Raw genomic sequence first — 23113 nt, 5'->3', positions numbered from 1 at the left:
CGGCCGGGGCGGGTGGTCTCAGGGGTAGAGCAGCAGGTCGTCGCCCGCCCACCGGCCGGGCGGCGCCGGTGGAGCGCACAGCGGCAGCGGGTCGTCGCCCGCGTCGACGGCGCGCCGCAGCCGGTCGGACCCCCACAGCAGGTCGACGAAGTGACGGTGCCCGGTGCCCTCGGCGCCGCCGCCGGCGCTGCGCCAGGCGAAGTCGTCCGGGTACAGCCGCCGCAGCACGCCGAGCATGGCGACGGCGGTGCGTACGGGCGCGAACGCCGCACGGTCGGTGACGTGGAGCTGCACCCCGCGCAGCGGTCGTCCGGCGTGTTTGTGGAAGGTGGGCACGAACCACAGGTCACGGAAGTGCACTCCGGGCAGGGCGAGTTCGGCGAGCGCGGGCGCGAAACGGGCGTCGAGGTAGGGAGCGCCGACGATCTCGAAGGGCTGTGTGGTGCCACGGCCCTCCGAGAGGTTCGTGCCCTCGAACAGGCAGGTGCCGGGGTAGACGGCGGCCGTGGCGGGCGTCGGGATGTTGGGCGAGGGGGCGATCCAGGGCAGGGCGGTGGCCTGCGCGTCCAGGGTGCGCCGCCAGCCGGCGGCCTCGATCACCGTCAGGTCGGCGGCGCGGCCCGCGAGTCGGGGTACGGCCGAGGTGTTGAGGTGGCGGGCGAGTTCGCCGCAGGTGAGGCCGTGCCGGACGGGTACGGCGGCGCGCCCGACGAAGCTGGCCCACGCCTCCTCCAGGAGCGGGCCCTCGCTGACGAGCCCGCCGAGCGGATTGGGCCGGTCGGCGACGACGAACCGTACGCCCGTGCGGGCCGCCGAGACCATCAGGTCGAACATGGTCCACACGTAGGTGTAGAACCGGGCTCCGATGTCCTGGAGGTCGTACACCAGGGCGTCGACGCCGCTGAGGCGCAGCAGTTCGTCGAGGCGTTCGCCGGTGTGCCGGTAGGTGTCGTGGACCGGCAGGCCGGTGGCGGGATCCCTGCGGGCGGCCTCGCTCTCGCCTGCCTGGCCGGTCCCGCGCAGCCCGTGCTCGGGACCGAACAGGGCGACCAGGCGCACGCCGGACTCCAGCAGCGCGGGGGCGGCCGGGCGCAGGTCGGGCAGGACGCCGGTGTGGTTGGTCACCAGTCCGAGCCGGCCCGGCCCGGCGCGTCCGGGCGACGCGTGCAGTCGCGCGATCCCCGGCGTCACCGCGACGCGCTCGTCCGTGCTCATCCTGTGGCCCCGTCTGCCGGTGACATCTCGAAGCGGTGGACGACATTTATGCGTATGTCCGGGAATTTTGCAATGATTCGCCGCCAGTTCGCGCCACGCCGAACGTGTATACGACCGAACGTCTCAGTCCGGCAGCACCAGCCGGGCCGTCTCCCCCGACCCCACGGGCACCGCCCGGTCCCGCAGACGGATGTCGATGGGCGAGCGGTCGGAGTCCGGTACGGCGATCTCCAGCAGGCCGCTGCGCAGGCGCAGCCGGACGCCCCAGTGGCCGTGGTAGCGGATGGCGAAGCCGTAGGAGGACAGCTCGGGCAGCGGGACCGGGTCGAGGCGCAGGGCGCCGCCACGGGTCTCCAGGCCGGTCAGCCCGCGCTGGACGAGGTCGAGCGTGCCGGCCATCGCGCCGAGGTGGATGCCCTCACCGGTGGTGCCGCCCTGCAGGTCGGCGATGTCGCCGCGCAGGGCCTCCTGGACGAAGCTCCACGCGGCGGCGCGGCGGGCGCGGGTCAGGATCCAGCCGTGCACCAGGCCGCTGAGGGTGGAGCCGTGGCTGGTGCGGTGCAGGTAGTGGTCGACGGTCGCGGACCAGGTGTGTTCGTCCAGCGGGTGGCCCAGACGCTGCAGCAGCGACCGGAGTTCGGGCGGCGAGAAGAGGTAGCCGAGCATCAGGACGTCGGCCTGTTTGGACGCCTTGTAGCGGTTGACGGTGTCGCCCTCCGCCTCCAGGATCCGGTCCAGGCGCCGGATGTCGCCGTACCGCTCGCGGTAGTCGTCCCAGTCCAGCTCGGCGAGGTCGCCGTAGCCGTCGAACTGGCTGATCACCCCGTCGTGGAAGGGGACGTGCAGCCCGCGGGAGACCTCCTCCCAGCGGGCGGGCTCGTCGTCGCCCAGACCGGTGTGCTCGGTGAGTTCGCGGCGGCGCGGCTCGGGCAGCCCGTCCAGCAGCTCCAGGGCGCGGCCGAGCACCCAGGCGGCGGTGACGTTGGTGTACGCGTTGTCGTCCACGCCGGGCCGGTCCGCGCCGGGGTAGGCGTCGTGGTACTCGTCGGGACCGACCACACCCAGGATCCGGTACCGGCCGAGGCGGTCGTCCCAGGTCGCCGAGTCCGCCCAGAAGCGGGCGACCTGGAGGAGCATCTCGGCGCCCTCGCCGTGCCGGAAGTCGGTGTCGCCGGTCGCCTCGCAGTACTGCCAGACGTTGTAGGCCACCGCCGAGCCGACGTGGTGCTGGAGCCGGGAGTGGTCCGGCAGCCAGTGGCCGGAGCGCGGGTTGAGGTGCAGCCGCTGGGTCTCCTCGCGGCCGTCGCTGCCGCTCTGCCACGGGTAGAGGGCGCCGCGCCGGCCGATGCCGTGGGCCGCGTGGCAGGCGGTGTCCAGCCGGCGGTGGCGGTAGCGGAGCAGCGCCCGGGAGACCTCGGGCAGGTGCAGGTTGAGGTAGGGCAGGACGAACAGCTCGTCCCAGAAGACATGGCCCCGGTACGCCTCGCCGTGCAGTCCGCGGGCGGGCACGCCGACGTCCAGGTCGGCGGTGTGCGGCGAGAGTGTCTGCAGCACGTGGAACAGGTGCAGGCGCAGGATGCTGCCCGCCTCGCCGGGCACGTCCAGCTCGGTGCGCCGCCACAGCTGCTCCCAGGCCACGCGGTGCGATTCCAGCAGTGCGTCGAACTCCGGCGCGGCGGCGACCCGGTCCACGGCCGCGCGCAGCGGGTCGCTGATGGCCGGGTCGTGCGAGGTGTGCAGGGCGACGGTCTTGTCCACGGTGGCGGTGTCGCCGGGCGACAGGCGCAGGCGCACCCGCTGCACGGCGCGGTGGGCCTCGTTGGCGTGCGTGACCGGCGCCCGGGCGGTCAGCCGGCCGGCCAGGCCGAAGCGGATGTCGGAGGTGCGGGTACGGCAGCGCAGCCACACCGTGCCGGGCACGGAGGTGCCGACGTGGACGTGGGTGAGGTGGCGGCCGTCCAGCTCCCGGTAGCGGGCCACCTGGGCGTTGGTGACGCTGCCGTCGAGCGCGGCCTCCACGTCCAGCTCGACGGGTTTCCCGGCGGCGGTGAACTCGGTGCGCAGGGCGGCGAGATGGGGGTCGCCGAGGTGGACCAGACGCAGCTGCCGGACCTGGAGGGTGCCGTCGCCGAGCGCGTAGCGGGAGCGGCGCTCCAGCAGGCCGGGGCCGAGGTGGAGGACCTGGTGGTGCTCGGTGACGGCGGCGGTGTCCGGGGCGAGCCAGTTCCCGTCCGCGGGCCGGAACCGCAGGGGCAGCCAGTTCGGGAGGTTCACCATGTCCTCGTTCTCGACCCGGCACCCGGCGACCTCGGAGGTGAGCCGGTCGTAGCAGCCGGCCGCGTAGGTGCCGGGGTAGTGGACGTCGTCCGCGGTGCACTCGGGCAGCGCGCCGCGGGTGGCGAAGTAGCCGTTGCCCAGGGTGCACAGGGACTCCCGCAGGCGTTCCTCCGCGGGCCGGTATCCGTCGTACTCCCAGCTGGGTCCGGGCACCGTCACCCCCCGGACAGCAGGCCGGTGAGGATCCGGTCGGGGGTGAGGGGGAGTTCGCGGAAGCGGATGCCGGTGGCGTGGTGGACGGCGTTGCCGAGCGCGGCGGCGGTGCCGACGATGCCGATCTCTCCGATGCCCTTGCTGCCCATGGGGTTGAGGTGGGGGTCGTCCTCGTCGATCCAGTCGGCCTCGATGTCCGGGACGTCGGCGTGGACGGGCACGTGGTAGGAGGCGAGGTCGGCCTCGGGGAAGTCGCCGAACGCGGGGTCCAGGGTGCTGCTCTCGGTGAGGGCCATGCCCATTCCCATGATCTGGGCACCGGTGAACTGCGAGCGTGCGGTGCGGGCGTTGAGCATCCGGCCGGCGGCGAAGACGCCGAGCAGCCGGCGGACCCGGATCTCGCCGGTGACCGTGTCGACGGCGACCTCGGCGAAGTGGGCGCCGAACGCGTGCCGGGCGTAGGGGCTGTCCGCGTCGGCCTCGCCGGTGGTGTCCGCGCGGACGGTCGGGCCCTCCTCGGGGTGGGCGGCGAGCCGGGCGCACGCCTTGTGCACGGCCCAGCCCCACGAGGCGGTGCCGCAGGAGCCCCCGGCCAGGGGGGCGGGCGGCAGGTCGCTGTGGCCGACCTCGGTGCGCACCCGGTCCAGGGGCACGCCGAGGGCGTCCGCGGCGATCTGGGCGAGGACGGTACGGGCTCCGGTGCCGATGTCGGCCGCGTTGACCCGGACGACGAAGGTGCCGTCGGGGCGGGCCTCGGCGCTCGCGGCGGACGGGGCGACCTGTACGGGGTAGGTGGCGGCGGCCATGCCGGTGCCGATGCGCAGCGGCCCCTCGCGCCGCAGGCCGGGGCGCGGGTCGCGGCCGGCCCAGCCGAAGCGGCGGGCCCCCTCGCGCAGGCACTCCACGACGTGCCGGCTGCTGAACGGCTTGCCGCTGAACGGCTCCCGCTCCGGTTCGTTGCGGACGCGCAGTCCCACCGGGTCCATGCCGAGGGCGTCGGCGAGTTCGTCCATGGCGGACTCCAGGGCGTACATGCCGGGGGCCTCACCGGGGGCGCGCATCCAGGACGCGACGGGCACGTCCAGCGGGACCACCCGGTGGGAGCTGCGCAGGTTGGGGGTGGCGTACATGACGCGGGAGACCGCCCCGGCGTGTTCCACGAACTCCGTCACGCGGGAGGTGTGGGTGGTCACCTCGTGCAGCAGGGCGGTGAGCCGGCCGTCCGGGTGTGCGCCGAGCCGCAGCCGCTGCACGGTGGGGGCGCGGTGGCCGACCGTGGTGGGCAGGTTGCGGCGGGGGTAGGCGAGGGTGACGGGCCGGCCGGTGTGCCGGGCGGCGAGCGCGGCGAGGACGACGTCGGGGCGCGGGGTGCCCTTGGCACCGAAACCGCCGCCGACGTGCTCGGCGACGACGGTGATCCGCTCCTCGGGCAGCCGGAACAGCTGGGCGAGCACGGACCGCACGGTGGTACCGCCCTGGCTGGAGGTGTACACGGTGAGCCGGTCCCCGTCCCAGTGGGCCGTGGTCGCGTGCGGCTCCATCGGGTGGTTGTGCAGCGGCGGCACCCGGTAGGTGACGTCGACCCGGGCCTCGGCCGCGGCGAGGGCGCCCTCCGGGTCGCCGTACTCCGCCCGGCCCGGCTCGCCGTTGACCTCCTGCGGCACGTAGCCGTCCGGGTGACCCTCGACGGGGCGGTTGTCGTGGGCCTGGGTCTCGTAGGTGACCCGGACGGCCCGGGCGGCGGCGCGGGCGGCCTCCGGCGTCTCGGCGACGGCCAGGGCGACGCACCAGCCGCGGTGCGGCACGGCCGGGCCCCTGAGCACGGCGAGCATGCCGTCCTCGGGTTCGGCCAGCTGGGCGGCGGCACCGGGGGTGAGGACGGCGAGGACGCCGGGCAGGGCGAGGGCGGCCGAGGTGTCGACGCCGGTGACGCGGCCGCGCGCGACCGCGGCGGGCACGGGCCAGGCGTGCGCGCGGCCGGGCAGGGCGTACTCGGCGGCGTAGCGGGCGGCGCCGGTGACCTTCTGGCGCCCTTCCCGGCGCTCGGCGGGGGCGCCCAGGGCGGTGCCGGTCGTGCCGGTCATGGGTCCTCCTGTGGCGGCTCAGGCCGTTGCGGGGGCGGGGGCGAGGCGGTTCAGGACGTCCAGTGCGAGGTTGCGGGCGAGGGGCACCTTGTAGGCGTTGTCCCGCAGGGCCTCGGCGTGCGCGAGTTCGAGCGCGACGGCCCCTTCGAAGGCGGCGGGGCCGGCGGGGGCGCCGAGCAGGGCCAGCTCGGTGTGCCGGGCCCGCCAGGGGCGGTGGGCGAGCCCGCCGAAGGCGACGCCCACCTGGTCGACGACCCCGTCCGCGACGCGCAGGACGACGGCGACGGAAGCGAGGGCGAAGGCGTACGACGCCCGGTCTCGGGCCTTGCGGTAGGCGGAGGGGGCGCCGGCCGTGGCGGCCGGGAGCAGGACGCCGGTGATCAGTTCGCCGGGGCGGATCCAGGTGTCCCGCTCGGGGTGCTCGCCGGGCAGCCGGTAGAAGTCGGCCACCGGAAGACGCCGGGTGCCGTCGGTGCCGTACAGCTCGACCTGGGCGTCCAGCGCGGCCAGGGCGACGGCCATGTCGGACGGGTGGGTGGCGATGCAGTGCGGGGAGTGGCCGAGGACGGCGTGGTCGCGGTGGACGCCGTCGCGGGCACCGCAGCCGCTGCCGGGCTCTCGTTTGTTGCAGGGTTTGTCCAGGTCCTGGAAGTAGGGACAGCGGGTGCGCTGGAGCAGGTTGCCGCCGGTGGTGGCGGCGTTGCGCAGCTGGCCGGAGGCGCCCGCCAGGAGCGACTGGGAGAGGGCCGGGTAGCGGTCGCGGACGCGCGGGTCGGCGGCGAGGTCGCTGTTGCGGACGGTGGCGCCGACGCGCAGGGCGCCGTCGGGCAGCTCCTGGACGGTGTCCAGTGGCAGGCGCCCGACGTCGATGAGGACGCCGGGCCGCTCCACGCCGAGTTTCAGCAGGTCGACCAGGTTGGTGCCGCCGGCGAGGTAGCGGGCGCCGGGGTGGGCGGCGTGCGCCTCGACGGCCTCCTGGACGCTGTCCGGCCTGAGGTATCCGAAGCCGTTCACGGGATCACGTCCTCGATCGCCTCGACGATGCGGGGATAGGCGCCGCAGCGGCACAGGTTGCCGCTCATCCGCTCGCGGATCTCGGTCCGGTCCAGCGGGACGGGCCGGCCGGAGGGGGCTGCCGGGTCGGTGACGTGGGAGGGGTGGCCGGCCGCGGCCTCGGCGAGCATGCCGATGGCGGAGCAGAGCTGGCCCGGGGTGCAGTAGCCGCACTGGAAGGCGTCGCGGTCCAGGAAGGCCCGCTGGAGGGGGTGCGGGTCCTCGCCGTCGCCGCCCAGGCCCTCGACCGTGGTGATGTCGCTGCCGTCGAGGGTGACCGCGAGCAGCAGACAGCTGTTCATCCGGCGACCGTCGACCAGTACGGTGCAGGCACCGCACTGGCCGTGGTCGCAGCCCTTCTTGGACCCGGTGAGGTCCAGCTCCTCGCGGAGCAGGTCGAGCAGGACGCGCCGGTGGTCGACGCGCAGGGTGTGGGGTTTGCCGTTGACCCGGAGGGTGACCTCGGACTGGTGGCCGGGCTGGTGTGCGCTGGTCATGGCGGGGGATGACCTTCCGGACGGACGGTGCTGCCGTCCGTTCCGCGTATCCAGGTCACGCCCGGCTCACACGTCCGCGGGCCCTTGTGTCCGGATCAGGGGTAGCTCTTCAGGTTGGCGACGTTGCTGCCGGCGTTGGACGGGCCTCCGGTGCTGTTGACGACGTGACTGATGGTGCCGGTGCCGCCGAGGGAGACGGTCACCATGCTCGTGAAGCGCACGTTCGCGTTGTTCGGTGCCTCGATGGCGTGGGCGGCCGTCACGCCCGGGTTGACGTTGAAGTAGCAGTAGCTGCCCAGGCCGTACGCCTGGTGGCTGGTGACGGAGTCGGCGACCTTGTAGGCCGCGTAGCCCTGCGTGGAGCCGTTCATCCAGGCGGCCTGGTTCGGCGGGTCGTACGGCATCTCGTTCTGGAAGAAGTAGGTGCGGCCGCCGTTGCCGTTCCAGACGGTCTGGTACTTCTGGAAGTGCTCGACGAACAGCCCGTACATGGTCACGTCGTCGCCGTTGACGACCAGGCCGGTGTCGGCGGTGTTGCTGGTCCAGCCGACGCCGCTGCCGTGGTCGGCGCGCCAGATCCACATGTGGTCGCCGATGACGTTGTCGCTGTTGACGACGAGGCTGGTGGCCGCCTTGCCGACGCCGGCGCCGCCGACGCGGAAGTACACGTCGTGCAGGGAGGTCGGGTCGGCCGCGTGGGAGGCGCTGGAGCCGGCCGGCCCGACCTCGACGAGGGTCTTCGAGCTGGTGGTGCCGGCGTCGAAGAGCAGGCCCGCTATCTTGACGCCGTCGACGTCGGCGACGGACATCGCGGTGACGCCGTTGTCCGGGACGAAGGTGGCGAGTCCCAGGCCGAGGACGACCGTGTCCGGGCGGGTCACCCGCAGGGTCTGGTCGAGGTGGTAGACGCCGGGTGTCACCAGCAGGTTCTGCCCGGCGGCGAGCGCGGAGTTGATCGCGGCGGCGGTGGCGCCGGGCTTGACGACGTAGAACCGGCTCAGCGGCAGCGAGGAGCCGGCGGGGCTGCCGTTCGCCCAGCTGGTGCCGGTGGAGGCGGTGCGCGTGGACGGCACGAACACCTGGTACTGGCCGGAGCCGTCGACGTACAGGAACGGCTTCTCCCGGGTGACCGGGCTCTGCGCGACCGTGGTGTACGGCGGGTTGGGGAAGCTGGTGCCGGGGACGCCCTGGCTGCCCACGAAGACCATGTTCCAGTTCGATCCGGTCCAGCTGCCCAGCTGGGAGTTGCGGGTCAGCCACTGCTGCTGGCTGCCGGAGTTGACCTGTCCGTCGATCTTGCTGTCGGCGAGATAGCCGCCGGAGGACCAGCCGCCGTCGTCGAGGGCGAGGTTGCCGCGCAGGTGCATCCGGCGGTACGCCGCCGCCTGCGAGACCGCCCAGCGGTCGCCGCCGTTCGCCGGGGTGACCGACAGGTTCTCGGCGCCGCGCCAGAAGTTCTGGGTGGCGTTGCCCTGGAACCAGTCGGCCTCGGCGTGCACCGCGCCGTTGACGTTGACGGCGTCCGGGGTGAGGCCGAGACCGAGGACCTGGGTGTAGAAGCCGACGTTGACGTCGGCGTTGTAGGTGCCGGGCTTGAACAGCACGGCGTAGCGCTGCGAGCCGAACTGGTTGGTCTCCTGCTGCTGGAAGATCGAGTCCAGCCTGCTCTGGATGGCGGCGGAGGACATCGACGGGTCGAACAGGGCCACGTTGGGGCCGAGATCGGGGTCGTCGGAGTTCTGGGACACGGAAGTCACCTGGAAGCGCTGGGCGGCGGTGCCGTTGCAGGTGTACTGCACGAACTGCACGCTGTCTGCCGTCGAGGCGCCGGGGTCGTCCAGACACTTGCCGCTGCCCCGGTTCACGAAGTGGTAGGCGCCGCCGCCGTCGTCGACGGGCAGCCACTGCTGGTTGGCGCCGCCGCCGTAGCTCCAGAGGTGGACCGGTGCGTTGTCCGCGGTGGAGACGTCGGCGACGTCCACGACCTGGTTGGTGTCGTTGCGGTTGCCGATGCGGACGTATCCGCCTCCGGCGTCGGCGAAGCTCCACTGCTGGGCCGTGCTGCCGTTGCACGCGTACTGCTGGACGACGGTGCCGTTGGCGGTGCCGGCCGCCCGGGCGTCCAGGCACTTGCCGCTCGCGGCGTCGACGACGGTGGCGAAACCCGTGGGCAGGGCGGCGGCGGTGATGGTGGTGGCTGCGGGCGCGGGGGCTGCCGTGAGCAGCCCGGCGGCAAGGGACAGGGCGGCGAGCGAACCCGCCGCGGGGAGAGGTCTGGCCATGAGCGCGGGTGGCCTTTCGAGTGGGGGGTGGTGTGGGCCCGACGGCCTTGGGACCAGCGGCCGTTGGCGCCCCGTGAGGCTTTGTTTAAGGCGTGAAGCTAAAGGTACGGACCACCGGCGTCAAGTTGCGGAGCCGGAAACGGGACGACTCGGGAGACAGCGCCCCGATGAACGACGGCCGGGCACCCGCACCCCCGTACGGCCACCACCCACCACCCACCACCCACCACCCGCCCCCGCCTGAGGCACCGGCGTCCCGGTCGGGGCGTCAGCCGGCCGTCGGTACCCCCGCGTCCGCCGGTGTCGGCCCGTGTGCCGTGTCGTCCCGTTGGGCGAACTGCGTCCGGTACAGCTCCGCGTAGCGGCCGGCCGTGGCCAGCAGTTCCTCGTGGGTGCCGCGTTCCACGATGCGGCCGGACTCCACGACCAGGATCTGGTCGGCGGCCCGGACCGTGGACAGACGGTGGGCGATGACCACGGCGGTGCGGCCCTCCAGGGCCTCGGTGAGCGCCTCCTGGACGGCCGCCTCGGAGGTGTTGTCCAGGTGGGCGGTGGCCTCGTCCAGGATGACCACGCGCTGGCGGGCCAGCAGCAGCCGGGCGATGGTCATGCGCTGGCGTTCGCCGCCGGAGAGCCGGTAGCCGCGCTCGCCGACGACCGTGTCCAGGCCGTCGGGCAGGGACCGTACGACGTCGGCGAGGCGGGCGCGGCCGAGGACGTCCCACAGCTCGTCGTCGCCCGCCTCCGGGCGGGCGAGCAGCAGGTTGGCGCGGACGGTGTCGTGGAAGAGGTGGCCGTCCTGGGTGACCATGCCGAGGGTGGCCCGCAGGGAGGCGGCGGTCACGTCGCGGACGTCGACCCCGCCGACGCGGACCGCGCCCGCGCCGACGTCGTACAGACGCGGCAGGAGCTGGGCGATGGTCGACTTGCCGGCGCCGGAGGAGCCGACGAGGGCGACGGTCTGCCCGGGTTCGGCGCGGAACGAGATGCCGTGCAGAACCTCGGTGCCACCGCGCGTGTCCAGGGCGGCCACCTCCTCCAGCGAGGCGAGGGAGACCTGGTCGGCGGCGGGGTAGGCGAAGCGGACGTTGTCGAACTCGACGGCCACCGGCCCCTCGGGGACCTCCCGGGCGTCCGGCTTCTGTGCGATGAGCGGCTTGAGGTCGAGCACCTCGAAGACCCGCTCGAAGCTGACGATCGCGCTCATCACCTCGACCCGGGCCCCGGCGAGCGCGGTCAGCGGGGCGTACAGGCGGGTCAGCAGCAGGGCGAGCGAGACCACCGCGCCGGGCTCCAGGGAGCCGCGCAGCGCGAACCAGCCGCCGAGGCCGTAGACGAGGGCCAGGGCGAGGGCGGAGACCAGGGTGAGGGAGGTGATGAAGACGGACTGGGCGGTCGCGGTCCGCACCCCGATGTCCCGGACCTGGGCGGCGCGCGCCGCGAACTGGGCGGACTCCTCCTCCGGGCGGCCGAAGAGCTTGACCAGGGTGGCACCGGGGGCGGAGAACCGCTCCGTCATCCGGGTGCCCATGGCCGCGTTCAGCGCCGCCGCCTCCCGCTGCATGCCGGCCATCCGGCTGCCCATGCGGCGGGCGGGCAGCACGAACACGGGCAGCAGCACCAGCGCGAGCAGGGTGATCTGCCAGGACAGCGTGAGCATCACCGCGAGCGTCAGCAGCAGGGTCACCAGGTTGCTGACGACCCCGGAGAGGGTGTTGGCGAAGGCCCGCTGGGCACCGATCACGTCGTTGTTGAGACGGCTGACCAGTGCGCCCGTACGCGTACGTGTGAAGAACGCGACAGGCATGCGCTGCACATGATCGAACACAGCCGTTCTGAGGTCGAGGATGAGTCCCTCCCCGAGCGTCGACGACAGGCGCCGCCCGAGGATGCCGAGCCCCGCCTCCGCGAGCGCCACGACCGCGATGAGCAGGGACAGCCGGACCACCGTGCCGGAGTCGTGCCCCGCCACGATCGCGTCGACGACGCGGCCGGCGAGCACGGGGGTCGCGACCGCGAGCAGCGCGGTCACCACCCCGAGCAGGACGAAGCGGGCGATGCCCGCGCGGTGCGGGCGGGCGAAGGCGGCGATACGGCGCAGCGTGGCGCGGGCGAAGGGGCGACGCTCGGACTGCGCGTTCATCACGCTGTGCAGCTGCGTCCAGGCTGTGGTCTCCATGCTCATACCGGAGAACCTAGAACCTCGAGCTTCGTTGAGGTCAATGCCCGCGCGATTTCACCCGCCGCTTCGTCGTCCGCACCGGTGTCCCCCGGCTCGAAGGCCCCGATGACCTCACCCTGTAAGCCGCTGTCCGCGATTCCGCCACCCGCCGTTGGGACGGTGCGGAGAACCTCTGCGGATGTGACTGCCGTCCCGCTCCCCCCGTCTCCCCCGCTGTTCCGGGGACGATTCCCCCGGCGCCCTCCCCGTCGCGTCCCCGTCCGGCGACTGCTGTGTCTGGTTCCCCTCGCGCTCGTCGCCGTGGCCGCCGTACGGCACCGCTCGATGCTGACCGAGGGCGTCGGCCAGCTGCGCACCGCCTCCTGGCCGTGGCTGCTGGCCGCGGCCGGTGCCACCTGCCTGACCTGGGTGGCCGCCGCGGTCACCCGGCAGGGTGCGGTGGTCCAGCCGCTGCCGAAGGGCCGGCTGCTGGCCACCCAGTTCGCCGCGGCCTCCGCCAACCACCTGCTGCCCACCGGGCTCGGCGCCGGCGCGGTGAACCTGCGCTTCATGAGCGTGTGCGGGGTGCCGCCGGCCCGGTCCTCGGCCGCGCTCGCCCTGTACCTGCTGGCGGAGAGCGTGGGCCGGCTGGGTCTGCTGGCCGCGCTGCTCATCGCCTTCCCGGACGCGCTGCGGCTCGGCTCCCTGCTGCCGGACGGCTCGGCGCTCCGGCTGCTGCTGGGCGTGGCCTGCCTGTCGGCCGTCGCGGTGGCCGTGCTGGTGCTCGTACGGCCGTTGCGCACGCGCGTGACCTCGTTCGTGCGGGACGCGCTCGGCGAGGCGCGGTCGGTACACACCCGCCCCGCCCGTGCCCTCGCCCTGTGGGGCGGCTCGCTGGCCTTTCCGGCGCTCCAGGCGGCCGGGCTCGCCGCCGTCGGCCAGGCGCTCCGCCTGCCGGTACCGGCCGCCCACATGGCGCTCGCCTATCTCGCCGCGACGGTCGCGGTGGCCCTGGTGCCCACTCCGGGCGGGCTCGGCTCCGTCGAGGCGGCACTGATCGTGGCCCTGGTCGCGGTCGGCGGCCCGGCCGCGGTGGCGACGGCGGTGGTGCTGGCCTACCGCGTCATCACGGTGTGGGTGCCGCTGGTGCCCGGGGCGCTGACGTTGGGCGCGCTGGTACGGCTGAAGGTCATCTGACGCGGGCCGCCCTCTCGCCGGGGTCCGGCCGTAGGGTACGGCGGTACGCCCGGGGGTCTCACCCCGCGGACGCGCGCGGGTGCCGGCGCCGGTGCCGGCGCGGCGGCCTGTGTGCACGCCGGCGCGATACGGCCCGCACGAGCAATGCGACGGCCCGCACGAGCAATGCAACGGCCCGCACGAGCCATGCGACGGCCCGCACGACCGACCGGCGCGACGGCCCGCACGACGGCGCGACCGTCCTCTCGGGCCTGTCCGGACCGGCCCCGCTGCTGCGAAGCTACCGGCAAGTCACCGTCCCAGCCCGGGCAGTGGTCCCGTAGAAGGAGGTTGCCGTATGCCGGTGCGCATCGAGCGGCAGGAGCACGTCACCACGGTCGTCCTGTCCCGGCCGGAGGCGCGCAACGCGGTGGACGGGCCGACGGCCGCCGAACTCGCCGCCGCCTTCCGGGCGTTCGAGGCGGACGACGACGCCCGGGTGGCGGTCCTGTGGGGCGAGGGCGGCACCTTCTGCGCGGGCGCGGACCTGAAGGCGATCGGTACGGAACGCGGCAACCGGGTGGCGGAGGACGGGGACGGGCCGATGGGGCCGACCCGGATGCGGCTGTCCAAGCCGGTGATCGCGGCGGTGGCCGGTCACGCGGTGGCGGGTGGCCTGGAACTCGCCCTGTGGTGCGATCTGCGGGTCGCGGAGGAGGACGCGGTGTTCGGGGTGTTCTGCCGCCGCTGGGGCGTGCCGCTGATCGACGGCGGCACGGTCCGGCTGCCCCGGCTGATCGGCACCGGCCGGGCACTGGACATGATCCTCACCGGCCGCCCGGTGCCGGCCCGCGAGGCGCACGCGATGGGGCTCGCCGACCGGGTGGTGCCGGCCGGCACCGCCCGCGCCGAGGCGGAGGCGCTCGCGGCGGCCGTCGCCCGTTTCCCGCAGTCCTGCCTGCGCGGCGACCGGGCCTCGGTCCTCGACCAGGAGGGCGCGGACGAGCAGACGGCCCTGCGCGGCGAACTCCGGTACGGCATGGGGGTGCTGGCGGCGAGCGCGGAGGGGGTGGCCCGGTTCGCGTCCGGCGCCGGACGGCACGGGTCGTTCGCCGACCGGTGAGCACCGGCCCTCCGGCACCCGGCGGCTGACCGGGCACCCGGCACCGGGTCCGCTCAGTCGGTGCTCACCCGCACCTCCCCGCCCTCGGGGTCGACACGGTCGTGCCAGCGTGCGGTGAGGGCCAGGGTGCGGTTCGGCAGGGCGGTACCGGCGCCGATCCGCTCGCGGTGCAGGAGGCGGCCGTCCTGGCGGACGTACAGGACGGGGCGGGGCAGCGGGACGCCGGTGCGCAGGAGGTAGCGGGCGGGGCGGACGGCCGGGGTGACGCGGTTCGGGGCGACCCAGCGCAGCGGCGGTGACACGAGGAGGGGTACGCCCGGATCCGGCCAGGGGGTGCCCGCCAGGAAGGCGAGCACGTCGCGGCCCGCCCGGGCGCCCTCGCGGGCCGCGGTACCGGCGGGCTCCACGGCGTGCAGGAGGTTTCCGGCGGCGAACACACCGGGGCGGGAGGTGTGTGTGGAGCCGGTGACGGCGGGGCCGCGGGTGCCGGGGTCGAGGACGAGGCCGCCGCGCCGGGCCAGTTCGTGGTCCGGGACGAAGTCACCGGTGAACACCACGGTGTCGCAGGGCAGTACGGCCGTACGGCCGTCCCGGTGCCGGACGCGGACGCCGGACAGCCGTCCGTGGCCGAGGAGTTCGGTGACGGTGGTGTCGGTCAGCAGCGGGATGCCGTGGTGCAGCCGGGCCGCCCGGGCGCGGGCCCGGCCGGTCTGGGCGCGTGGGTGTTCCGTCACCAGGCAGACGACCTCGGCGCCGGCCGCGCGCAGGGTGTCGGCCGCCGCGTAGGAGACGTCCTCGGCGCCGGCCACGACCGCGCGGGTGCCGATGTGCTGCCCGAACAGGTGGACCGCCTGCTGGAGTTCGCCGGTGGTGAGGACGCCGGCCGGGCGGGTGCCGGGCACCAGCCGGGCGGTGCGCGGGCGTTCGCGGGCGCCGGTGGCGAGGACGACCGCTCGTGCCTCGATGGTCTCGGGGCCGCCGGGGCCGACGGCGGTGAGCACGGGGCCCGCCGTCGCCCAGTCCAGTGCCGTCACCCCGGTGCGGAGGGTGGCACCGGCCCGCTCGGCGGCCGCCGTGAGCAGGCGGGCGTATCCGGGGCCGGTGAGCGGACGCGTCCAGGTGCCGAAGCCGCCGTGGGCGCAGTGCCGGGGCACTCCGCCGGGCTGTGTCTCCCGTTCCAGCACCTCGACCCGCCCGGCGCCGGCGGCGGCCAGTCGCGCGGCGGCGGCGAGCCCGGCCGGACCGGCGCCGACGACGAGGACGTCGACGCGGCGGGGAACCGTCATGCCGGGCTTCCTTCCTGCTCACCCTCCGGCGACGGCCGCTCGCGCCGCCGCGCTCCGGAGGGATCCCGTTCGGGCGACACCTGTCCGGGCAACTCCCCTTGGGGCAGGACCTGTTCGCGCAGCCCCCGTTCGAACAGTTCCCGTACCGCCGCCCCGCAGTAGAAGCCCTGGCAGCGGCCGGCCCGGGCCCGGGTGCGGCGGCGCAGGCCCTCGAGGGTGCGGGGCGGGATCGTGCCGGCGAGGGCGTCGCGGATCTCCCCGCGGGAGACGCGCTCGCAGTGGCAGACGAGGGTGCCGTACTCGGGGTCGGCGGCGATGAGGTCGGGCCGCTGGTAGGGGCGCGGGAACGCCTCGCCGAGGTTGGGCATGGTGAGCGGCTCCGGCTCCCGTACCGGGCCGAGGTCGAGCCCGGTGCCGGCCAGCAGGCCGGTGACGTGGGCGGCGATGGCCAGGGAAGCGGTCAGGCCGGTGGAGCGGATGCCGCCGACGGTGACGTACGCCTGCTCCGGGTGCGCGGTGATGCGGTAGTCCTCGTGTTCGGTGGCCGCGCGCAGCCCGGCGTAGACGGCGGTGACCTCCTCGTCGAGCAGGGCGGGCAGGATGCGGCCGCCCTTGTCGCGCAGCGCGGCCAGTCCGTCGGCGGTGGATCCGGTGGCCCGCCTGTCGTCGAGGTCCTCGGCGGTGGGACCCAGCAGGACGTTGCCGTAGACGGTGGGAGCGACCAGGACGCCCTTGCCGAGGGCGGTCGGCACGGGCAGCAGGATGTGCCGGACGAGGGGGCGGGCGAACTTGTCGTGCACGAGGAGCTGGCCGCGGCGCGGGGTGACGGTGAAGTCCTCGTGGCCGAGCGCGCGGTCGAGGGTGTCGGCGTGCAGTCCGGCCGCGTTGACCAGGTGGCGGGCGCGCAGGGCGCCCCGGCCGGTGGACAGCCGGTGACCGTCCGCCGTCCGCTCCACCGCCCGCACGGCGGTGTTCAGGTGCAGGTCGGCTCCGGCGCGCACGGCCTGGGTGGCGTAGGCCAGGGTCGTCGTCCAGGGGCAGATGATGCTCTCCCCGGGGACGTGCAGGGCGCCGAGCGCGCCGGGTCCGAGGTGCGGCTCACGGCCGTACAGCTCGCCGGGGCCCAGCAGGACGGTGTCGCGGTACGCGTTGCGCTCGGCCTTCTCGGCGAGCCGGGGCAGCGCGGCGAGCTGCTCCTCGTCCCAGGCGACCAGCAGGGCACCGACCCGTTCGACGGGGATGCCGGTCTCGGCCGCGTAGGCGCCGAGCCGCTCGTAGCCCTCGCGGACCAGCCGGGCCTCCAGGGTGCCGGGGGTCGCGTCGAAGCCGGTGTGCAGGATCGCGGTGTTGGCCTTGGAGGTGCCCTGGCCGACGTCGTCCTGGGCCTCGACGAGGGCGACGCGCAGCCGGGGGTGGCGGGCGAGTTCGCGGGCGATGGCACAGCCGACCACGCCGGCGCCGACGATCGCCACGTCGTACAAGGCCGACGGCAGCGGGCCCTCCGCGGTGACGGTCACGGGCCGAGGAGGGCCGCGACGGCGGTGCGGAAGCGCGCGCGGCGTTCGGCGGCCCGGTCGGCCGGGATGCGGGGCTCGTACACGGCGGCGGGTTTCCAGTCGGGCAGGGCCGCTTCGGTGCTCAGGCCGGGCTCGGCGCCGAGGCGGGCGAGGGCGGCGGCGCCGAGTGCGGTGGCGTCGGGCAGGGCGGACACCTCGACGGGACGTTGCAGCAGGTCCGCCTGGGTCTGCATGAGCAGCGCGGAGCGGGTGAGCCCGCCGTCGACGCGGAGGGTGTCCAGCGGCGCGCCCAGGTCGTGGGCGGCGGCCTCGGCGAGTTCGGCGACCTGGGCGGCGAGGCCTTCGCACAGGGCGCGGACCAGGTGCCCGGGGGTGGTGTCGAGGCCGAGTCCGGTGAGGGAGCCGCGCAGATCGCCGCGCCACCAGGGGGCGGCGAGTCCGGCGAGGGCGGGTACGAAGGTGACCCCGCCGCTGTCCGGGACCGCACCGCCGACCGGGTCGAGGTCGGCGGCGGAGGAGATGACGCCGAGGTCGGTGAGCCAGCGGACGGCGGAGGCGGCCGTGTAGACCTGGCCGTCCAGGCAGTAGCCGGTGTGCCCGTCGAGCCGCCAGGCGACGCAGCTGACCAGGCCGGAGCCGCCGCGCCGGGGGCGGTCGCCGGTGTGCGCGAGCAGGAACGCGCCGGTTCCGTAGGTGCACTTGGCGGTGCCGGGGCCGGTGACGCGCTGGGCGAGCAGGGCGGCCTGCTGGTCGACGATCAGTCCGGTGAGCGGGATCTCCGGGCCGAACGCCGTGGTCGTCCCCACCGGCCGGGCCGCGTCGGTGACCTCGGGCAGGCGTTCGCCTGCGAGGCCGAAGAGGTCCAGGGCGCGCGGGGACCACTCGACACGGTCCAGGTCCAGCAGCTGGGTGCGGCCGGCGGTGGCCGCGTCGGTGACGTAGGCGCCGGTGAGGCGGTGGACCAGCCAGGCGTCGGAGGTGGTGACGACGCCTTCCCGGGTGAGGTGGCGGCGGATCCAGGCCATTTTGGGCGCGGCGAAGTACGGGTCGAGGGGCAGTCCGGTCAGGTGCCGCAACTCTTCGGCGTGGTCGGCCAGTTCGGTGCAGACGGACGCGGCCCGCCGGTCCTGCCACACGAGGGCGTCGGTGAGCGGGCGGCCGGTGGCCGGGTCCCAGGCGAGGACGGTCTCGCCCTGGTTGGCGAGGCCGAGCGCGACGACGTCCTCGCCGGCCTCGGCGAGCGCCCGGCGGCCGGCGTCCACCACCGAGTCGTACAGCCGGGCCGGGTCGACCTCGGCCAGGCCGTTCGGCAGGTACCTGGGCCGGACCTCGGCGAATCCGGTACCGAGGACACCGCGCTCCGGGCAGACCACGAGCGCCTTGGTGCCGGACGTGCCCTGGTCGACGGCGAGCACCGGCCCCGTCATCGCGCACCCTCCGCTCCGGACCTGAAGATCACCGCGCCAGCCTGCCGCCGCACCGGGCCCTGCGTCAAGCTGTCCGGACCCGGTCAACTTGCCATACTAAATAGTTGACTTGGCAACAATGGTACGTCGGTACCTCCACCTCTATAGTGACCGCCGACCACACGAAGACCTTTTTTCGTCACCGCCCAGGGGAGGGCTGTTGCAACGTCACCCCGCCGCCTCGCCCGTGCGCCAGTGGCCGGGGGCCGGCGGCTGATGGCCAGAGACGGAGCCCGCCCCTCCTACGATCCCGCCGGCTGGGACCACGCGCTGCGCACCGCGCTGCAGGACCTGCGCACCGGCCGCTGGATGGCCATGCGCACCCTGCTCGCGGACACCACCCAGTGGTGGCAGTGGACCCAGCGGACCCAGGTCCTGGCGGCAGCGGCGGCCGGCACCGACGTGGTCCGGGCCTGGCTCACCGAGGAGCCGGACAGCGTCCACGCGGCGGTCATGCACGCCCGGGTCGGCGTGGAGCGGGCACTGCGGGCCCGGCGGGAACAGCACCGCCGCACCCATCAGTTGTGGATCGAGGCATGGGACATCGCCCAGTCGGCCACGGTGGCCGCACCGCGGGATCCCGTGCCCTGGGTGTGCCTGCTGGCCCTGTCCCAGCTCGATCCGGAGCAGCGCTGGGAGGAGCACCGGACCGCCGCGCCGGAACCGATGCTGCCGCCGGGGCCCTGGGGCCTGCTGGCCGAGGCCGGCAGACGCGACCCGTTCAACCGCGAGGCACACCACCGGATGCTGCAGTTCCTGTACGCGCGCGGCGGTTCGGGCCGGCTCGCGGAGGCCGCCGGGTACGCCCAGTGGGCCGCCGGCCAGGCCCCGCCCGGTTCCGCGCTGCACCTGCTGCCGCTGTACGTGCGCGTCGAGCGCTACCGCCGGGACAGCGGACACGACGCGGCGCTGGACCTGCACTGGGTGGTGGAGGAAGCGGCCCGCGAGGCGCGGCACGCGCTGCACGCCTGGTTCGAGCGGTCCCAGCCCGCCGAGCGCGCGCTGCCGGACCTCAACCACCTGGCCCACGCGCTGTGGGGCTCCCTGCAGTTCCCCGAGGCGGACCGGGTGTTCGGGGCGATCGGCCCCTACTTCACACCCCCGCCCTGGATGTACCGCACCCGGGACCGGGACCGTGCCGTGGAGGTCTTCGTCCAGGCCCGGGACCGCTGCCGGGCCGCCGCGGACGGCTCCCGCCCCTGAACGCGCCGGACACCAGCCCGGGGCCGCCGTTCCGGCCCTGAACGCTCCTCCGCACCACCCCAGAACGTCCCCGTTCGACACCTGTTGAAATCCGGAGGTCTTTGCGTGTCCCCCACCCCCGATCCCTCGCCCGCCCCCTCCCCCGGCCTGCCGCAGCAGGACGAGGAGCAGCGCCTGCGCGAACTCGGCTACCGGCCGGTCCTGGCCCGCCGCATGGGCGGCTTCGGCAACTTCGCGATCAGCTTCTCGGTGATCTCGATCCTGTCCGGCTGCATGACCCTGTACGGCTTCGGCCTGAACACCGGCGGGCCCGCCGTGATGCTGTGGGGCTGGGCGGGTGTCGGCCTGTTCGTGCTGTGCGTCGGCCTGGCGCTCGCCGAGGTCACCAGCGCCTATCCGACCTCCGGCGCGCTGTACTACATGGCCGACCGGCTCGGCGGCCGGCGCTGGGGCTGGTACACGGGCTGGCTGAACCTGCTCGGCCTGCTCGGCGCGATCGCCGGCATCGACTACGGCGCCGCCCTGTTCACCGGCGCGTTCGCCAATCTCCAGTGGGGATTCGAGCCGACGCCCGGCAAGACCATGCTGATCTTCTGCGTCATCCTGCTGCTGCACGCGACACTGAACCTGTTCGGTGTGCGCCTCGTCAGCGTGCTCAACTCGGTCAGCGTGTGGTGGCACCTGGCGGGCGTCGCGCTGATCGTCGGCGCGCTGGCGATCTTCCCCGACCACCACCAGTCACCGTCCTTCGTGTTCACGAAGTTCGTCAACGAGACCGGCTGGGACAACCCGCTGTACGTGGCCGCGATCGGCCTGCTCCTCGCGCAGTACACCTTCTCCGGTTACGACGCATCGGCCCACCTGTCGGAGGAGACCTCGCACGCCTCCGTGGCCGCGTCCCGGGGCATCGTCCGCGCCATCTGGGTGTCCTGGCTCGCCGGCTTCGCCCTGCTGGCCGGTCTGACCTTCGCCATCCAGGACTACGACGCCACCCGCACCACCGACACCGGGGTGCCGCCCGCTCAGATCCTGCTCGACGGCCTCGGCACCGACGGCGCCAGCGCACTGCTGCTCGTCGTGATCATCGCCCAGCTGTTCTGCGGGAACGCCGAGGTGGCCGCGGCCAGCCGGATGGTGTTCGCGTTCAGCCGGGACGGGGCGCTGCCCGGCTCCCACCTGTGGCGCAAGGTCAGCGACCGCACCCAGACCCCGGTCGCCGCCGTCTGGCTGTCCGTCGTCGTGGCCGGCGTGCTCGCCCTGCCGTCGCTGTACTCGGCTACGGCGTACAACGCGGTGACCGCCATCAACGTCATCGGCATCACCCCGGCCTACGCCATCCCCGTGTACCTGCGGCTGCGCGCGGGCGACCGCTTCCAGCCGGGGCCGTGGCAGCTGGGCCGGTGGAGCAAGCCGATCGGCTGGATCGCGGTGGTGTGGGTGGCGTGCGTGACCGTCCTGTTCTGCCTGCCGCAGGCGTCGCCGGTCACGGTCAGCACGATGAACTACGCCTCCGTCGCCCTCGCCGTGGTGCTCCTCCTCGCCAGCGTCTGGTGGTACGTCGCCCGCAGGTCGTACGGCACGCCCACCACCGCCGCGTACGGCAGCGACCGCGACCAGGCGGACCTCGCGGAGGGCATCGTCTGAGCCTGCCGTCCGAAGAGCGCCGGTCCCGGTACGAACTGGTGTGCCGGATACGGCAGGATGAACGAGCGCGCCGGTCACCGGAGTTCCGGGCCGGCGCGGTCGCACATCCCGGACATCGAGCAGGTGACAACGTGACGAGACTTCACAACCGGCCTCCCGCGGCGGCGACGCGCCCCGGAGGTGACCGGTGAACCGCGCGCTGACCCTGGACGACCTCGTCCTCGCCGGCATCGCCCTGGCGGCGGGCCTGGTGCTCGCCTTCATGTCGCGCACCCTGCTGCGCTGGCTCGCGGGCCACGCCAAGCGGACCCGCTGGAGCGGCGACGACGTCATCGTGGACGCCCTGCGCTCGGTCGTCCCCTGGGCGGCGATCGCGGGCGGCGCGGCGGCGGCAGCGGCCGTGCTGCCGCTGACCCGTACCGTTCAGCATCACGTCAACGAGGTGCTCCAGGTCTGGCTGATCATCGTGGTGACGTTCTCCGCGGCCCGGGTGATCGCCGGCCTGGTCCGCTCGGTCACCCAGTCCCGCTCAGGGGTGGCGGGCTCGGCGACGATCTTCGTCAACATCACCCGCGTACTGGTCCTGGCGATCGGTTTCCTGGTCGTTCTGCAGACCCTGGGCATCTCCATAGCGCCGCTGCTCACCGCCCTGGGGGTCGGCGGTCTGGCCGTCGCCCTGGCCCTGCAGGACACGCTCGCCAACCTCTTCGCGGGCATCCACATCCTCGCCTCCAGGACCGTCCAGCCGGGCGACTACATCCGGCTGAGCAGCGGCGAGGACGGCTATGTCGTGGACATCAACTGGCGCCAGACGACGGTCCGGCAGCTCTCCAACAACCTGGTGGTCATCCCCAACGGCCAGCTCGCCAAGGCCAACATGACCAACTACACGCGCCCCGAGCAGCGACTGACCGTCCTGGTGCAGGTGGGGGTGAGCTACGACTCCGATCTGGAGCACGTCGAGCGGGTGACCGCGGAGGTGGTCGCGGAGGTCATGGCGGACGTCAGCGGCGCGCTCCCCGACCACGAGCCCGCCGTCCGGTTCCACACCTTCGGCGACTCCCGGATCGGCTTCACGGTGATCCTCGGCGTGGGCGAGTTCAGCGACCAGTACCGGATCAAGCACGAGTTCATCAAGCGCCTGCACCGCCGCTACCGCGCGGAGGGCATCCGCATCCCGGCCCCCACCCGCACGGTGGCCATCCAGCAGGGCCATCAGGGGCCGGTGATGATCCCGCAGCAGCGCAGCGGCGACGACGAACCCGCCGGGTCCGCCGTCGCCGAATAGGGCCGCCGCGCGCTCAGTCGGCGATGTCGATGTGCATGTTGAAGCGCACTCCGCCGATCTTGACGAGCAGGTTGCCCTGGACCTTCCGCTTGGCGAGGGTGGCGCCCACCGACCCCTTGCCGAGCGCGGCCTTGTCCTGCGGGGCGTGGCTGACGAACTCGGTGAACACTCCCCCCGCGGCGAGCGCGGCGGCCTGCCGCCACTCGTCGCGCAGTTCCCCGTAGGCGTCGCGGTCCAGCGGCGAGCCGCCGAGACCGAGGTTCACGCGCTCGCCGCCCACATAGGCGTCCGCGCACTGCTGGAGGATGCCCGGCACCAGGGTGTCCTTGAGCGCGTAGTGCTTCTTCACCTTGGCGAGCAGTCCGGCGGGGTCGCCGTCGAGTCCGGCGCGGCGGGCGGCACGGGCCGAGTCCTTGGCCATCTCCTCCCGGTCGCTGTCGATCGTCCGGTGCGCCTCGGCGAAGCCGTACTCCTTCCGCGTGGCGATGCCGACCGACGACTGCCACTTCTCCGCGCTGATCCACTCCGGGTCGAACCCGATCGACTCGCAGTACTCCAGCAGATCGCGTTCCGCCTCTTCCTCGCTCTCGGCATGCTTCGGCATGGGCCGTGTCCCCCTCCGTTGTCA

General features: G+C 74.1%; 16 protein-coding genes. 5 read left to right on the top strand and 11 right to left on the bottom strand.

Annotation, left to right across the window (positions count from 1 at the left end; genetic code table 11):
- Positions 1-18: 18 nt before the first annotated feature.
- The 7 genes from AB0B40_RS27575 to AB0B40_RS27545 all read right to left on the bottom strand — a co-directional run bounded on the left by AB0B40_RS27575 (position 19) and on the right by AB0B40_RS27545 (position 11800).
- Positions 19-1215, bottom strand: a complete 1197-nt coding sequence (locus tag AB0B40_RS27575) for a DUF1343 domain-containing protein (RefSeq protein WP_345053923.1) — start codon at positions 1213-1215, stop codon at positions 19-21.
- A gap of 123 nt (positions 1216-1338) precedes the next feature.
- On the bottom strand, positions 1339-3705 hold the full coding sequence (locus AB0B40_RS27570; RefSeq protein ID WP_345054102.1) for a glycosyl hydrolase family 65 protein: 2367 nt from the start codon (positions 3703-3705) through the stop codon (positions 1339-1341).
- A gap of 2 nt (positions 3706-3707) precedes the next feature.
- Positions 3708-5789, bottom strand: a complete 2082-nt coding sequence (locus AB0B40_RS27565) for a xanthine dehydrogenase family protein molybdopterin-binding subunit (protein WP_362266116.1) — start codon at positions 5787-5789, stop codon at positions 3708-3710.
- Positions 5790-5807: 18 nt separating this feature from the next.
- Complete coding sequence (locus AB0B40_RS27560; protein ID WP_345053927.1) at positions 5808-6803, bottom strand: xanthine dehydrogenase family protein subunit M; 996 nt, start codon at positions 6801-6803, stop codon at positions 5808-5810.
- The gene (locus AB0B40_RS27555; RefSeq protein ID WP_345053929.1) at positions 6800-7339 is read right to left on the bottom strand and encodes a 2Fe-2S iron-sulfur cluster-binding protein; all 540 of its coding nucleotides are present in this window, start codon (positions 7337-7339) and stop codon (positions 6800-6802) included. The genes AB0B40_RS27560 and AB0B40_RS27555 overlap by 4 nt, the downstream gene beginning before the upstream one ends.
- A gap of 95 nt (positions 7340-7434) precedes the next feature.
- Positions 7435-9621, bottom strand: coding sequence for an RICIN domain-containing protein (locus AB0B40_RS27550; protein WP_362266114.1), 2187 nt, complete (start codon positions 9619-9621; stop codon positions 7435-7437).
- Positions 9622-9889: 268 nt separating this feature from the next.
- On the bottom strand, positions 9890-11800 hold the full coding sequence (locus tag AB0B40_RS27545; RefSeq protein WP_345054104.1) for an ABC transporter ATP-binding protein: 1911 nt from the start codon (positions 11798-11800) through the stop codon (positions 9890-9892).
- Between the two features lie 108 nt (positions 11801-11908).
- Between AB0B40_RS27545 and AB0B40_RS27540 the strand changes: the two genes are divergently transcribed.
- Both AB0B40_RS27540 and AB0B40_RS27535 read left to right on the top strand, forming a co-directional pair.
- Positions 11909-12979: a lysylphosphatidylglycerol synthase transmembrane domain-containing protein gene (locus AB0B40_RS27540; RefSeq protein ID WP_362266112.1), complete on the top strand. Its 1071-nt coding sequence runs from the start codon at positions 11909-11911 to the stop codon at positions 12977-12979.
- 337 nt (positions 12980-13316) lie between these two features.
- Positions 13317-14081: a crotonase/enoyl-CoA hydratase family protein gene (locus AB0B40_RS27535; protein ID WP_345053935.1), complete on the top strand. Its 765-nt coding sequence runs from the start codon at positions 13317-13319 to the stop codon at positions 14079-14081.
- 53 nt (positions 14082-14134) lie between these two features.
- On the opposite strand, the gene AB0B40_RS27530 is transcribed toward AB0B40_RS27535, so the two are convergent.
- Genes AB0B40_RS27530 through AB0B40_RS27520 form a run of 3 tightly spaced genes read right to left on the bottom strand, consistent with a single transcriptional unit; the run spans position 14135 to position 18311 of the window.
- Positions 14135-15367, bottom strand: a complete 1233-nt coding sequence (locus AB0B40_RS27530) for an FAD-dependent oxidoreductase (protein WP_362266110.1) — start codon at positions 15365-15367, stop codon at positions 14135-14137.
- On the bottom strand, positions 15364-16884 hold the full coding sequence (locus tag AB0B40_RS27525) for an FAD-dependent oxidoreductase (protein WP_362266108.1): 1521 nt from the start codon (positions 16882-16884) through the stop codon (positions 15364-15366). Before AB0B40_RS27525 ends, AB0B40_RS27530 begins: the two co-directional genes overlap by 4 nt.
- Entirely contained in the window at positions 16881-18311 is a 1431-nt protein-coding gene (locus AB0B40_RS27520) for an FGGY family carbohydrate kinase (RefSeq protein WP_345053943.1), read from the bottom strand. Before AB0B40_RS27520 ends, AB0B40_RS27525 begins: the two co-directional genes overlap by 4 nt.
- Positions 18312-18566: 255 nt before the next feature.
- Between AB0B40_RS27520 and AB0B40_RS27515 the strand changes: the two genes are divergently transcribed.
- The 3 genes from AB0B40_RS27515 (at position 18567) to AB0B40_RS27505 (ending at position 22485) form a co-directional block, all read left to right on the top strand.
- Positions 18567-19553 (top strand): hypothetical protein, encoded by a 987-nt coding sequence (locus AB0B40_RS27515; protein ID WP_345053946.1) that lies wholly within the window; start codon positions 18567-18569, stop codon positions 19551-19553.
- Between the two features lie 105 nt (positions 19554-19658).
- Positions 19659-21197 carry an amino acid permease gene (locus tag AB0B40_RS27510; protein WP_345053949.1) on the top strand — a complete coding sequence of 513 codons (1539 nt, stop codon included), beginning with the start codon at positions 19659-19661 and terminating at the stop codon, positions 21195-21197.
- A 187-nt stretch (positions 21198-21384) separates the two neighbouring features.
- Positions 21385-22485 (top strand): mechanosensitive ion channel domain-containing protein, encoded by a 1101-nt coding sequence (locus tag AB0B40_RS27505; RefSeq protein ID WP_345053951.1) that lies wholly within the window; start codon positions 21385-21387, stop codon positions 22483-22485.
- 13 nt (positions 22486-22498) lie between these two features.
- On the opposite strand, the gene AB0B40_RS27500 is transcribed toward AB0B40_RS27505, so the two are convergent.
- Positions 22499-23089: a hypothetical protein gene (locus AB0B40_RS27500; protein ID WP_362266105.1), complete on the bottom strand. Its 591-nt coding sequence runs from the start codon at positions 23087-23089 to the stop codon at positions 22499-22501.
- Positions 23090-23113 lie beyond the last annotated feature (24 nt).

It is taken from the genome of Streptomyces sp. NPDC042638, assembly GCF_040647235.1.
GTDB lineage: Bacteria > Actinomycetota > Actinomycetes > Streptomycetales > Streptomycetaceae > Streptomyces > Streptomyces rameus.
This window is presented reverse-complemented; position numbering and strand designations above follow the sequence as displayed.

Coding starts and splice junctions, on each gene's coding strand:
- AB0B40_RS27540 (WP_362266112.1), top strand. CDS start 11,909: ATGACCTCACCCTGTAAGCCGCTGTCCGCGATTCCGCCACCCGCCGTT.
- AB0B40_RS27575 (WP_345053923.1), bottom strand. CDS start 1,215: ATGAGCACGGACGAGCGCGTCGCGGTGACGCCGGGGATCGCGCGACTG.
- AB0B40_RS27555 (WP_345053929.1), bottom strand. CDS start 7,339: ATGACCAGCGCACACCAGCCCGGCCACCAGTCCGAGGTCACCCTCCGG.
- AB0B40_RS27565 (WP_362266116.1), bottom strand. CDS start 5,789: ATGACCGGCACGACCGGCACCGCCCTGGGCGCCCCCGCCGAGCGCCGG.
- AB0B40_RS27530 (WP_362266110.1), bottom strand. CDS start 15,367: ATGACGGTTCCCCGCCGCGTCGACGTCCTCGTCGTCGGCGCCGGTCCG.
- AB0B40_RS27515 (WP_345053946.1), top strand. CDS start 18,567: ATGGCCAGAGACGGAGCCCGCCCCTCCTACGATCCCGCCGGCTGGGAC.
- AB0B40_RS27500 (WP_362266105.1), bottom strand. CDS start 23,089: ATGCCGAAGCATGCCGAGAGCGAGGAAGAGGCGGAACGCGATCTGCTG.
- AB0B40_RS27545 (WP_345054104.1), bottom strand. CDS start 11,800: ATGGAGACCACAGCCTGGACGCAGCTGCACAGCGTGATGAACGCGCAG.
- AB0B40_RS27535 (WP_345053935.1), top strand. CDS start 13,317: ATGCCGGTGCGCATCGAGCGGCAGGAGCACGTCACCACGGTCGTCCTG.
- AB0B40_RS27550 (WP_362266114.1), bottom strand. CDS start 9,621: ATGGCCAGACCTCTCCCCGCGGCGGGTTCGCTCGCCGCCCTGTCCCTT.
- AB0B40_RS27520 (WP_345053943.1), bottom strand. CDS start 18,311: ATGACGGGGCCGGTGCTCGCCGTCGACCAGGGCACGTCCGGCACCAAG.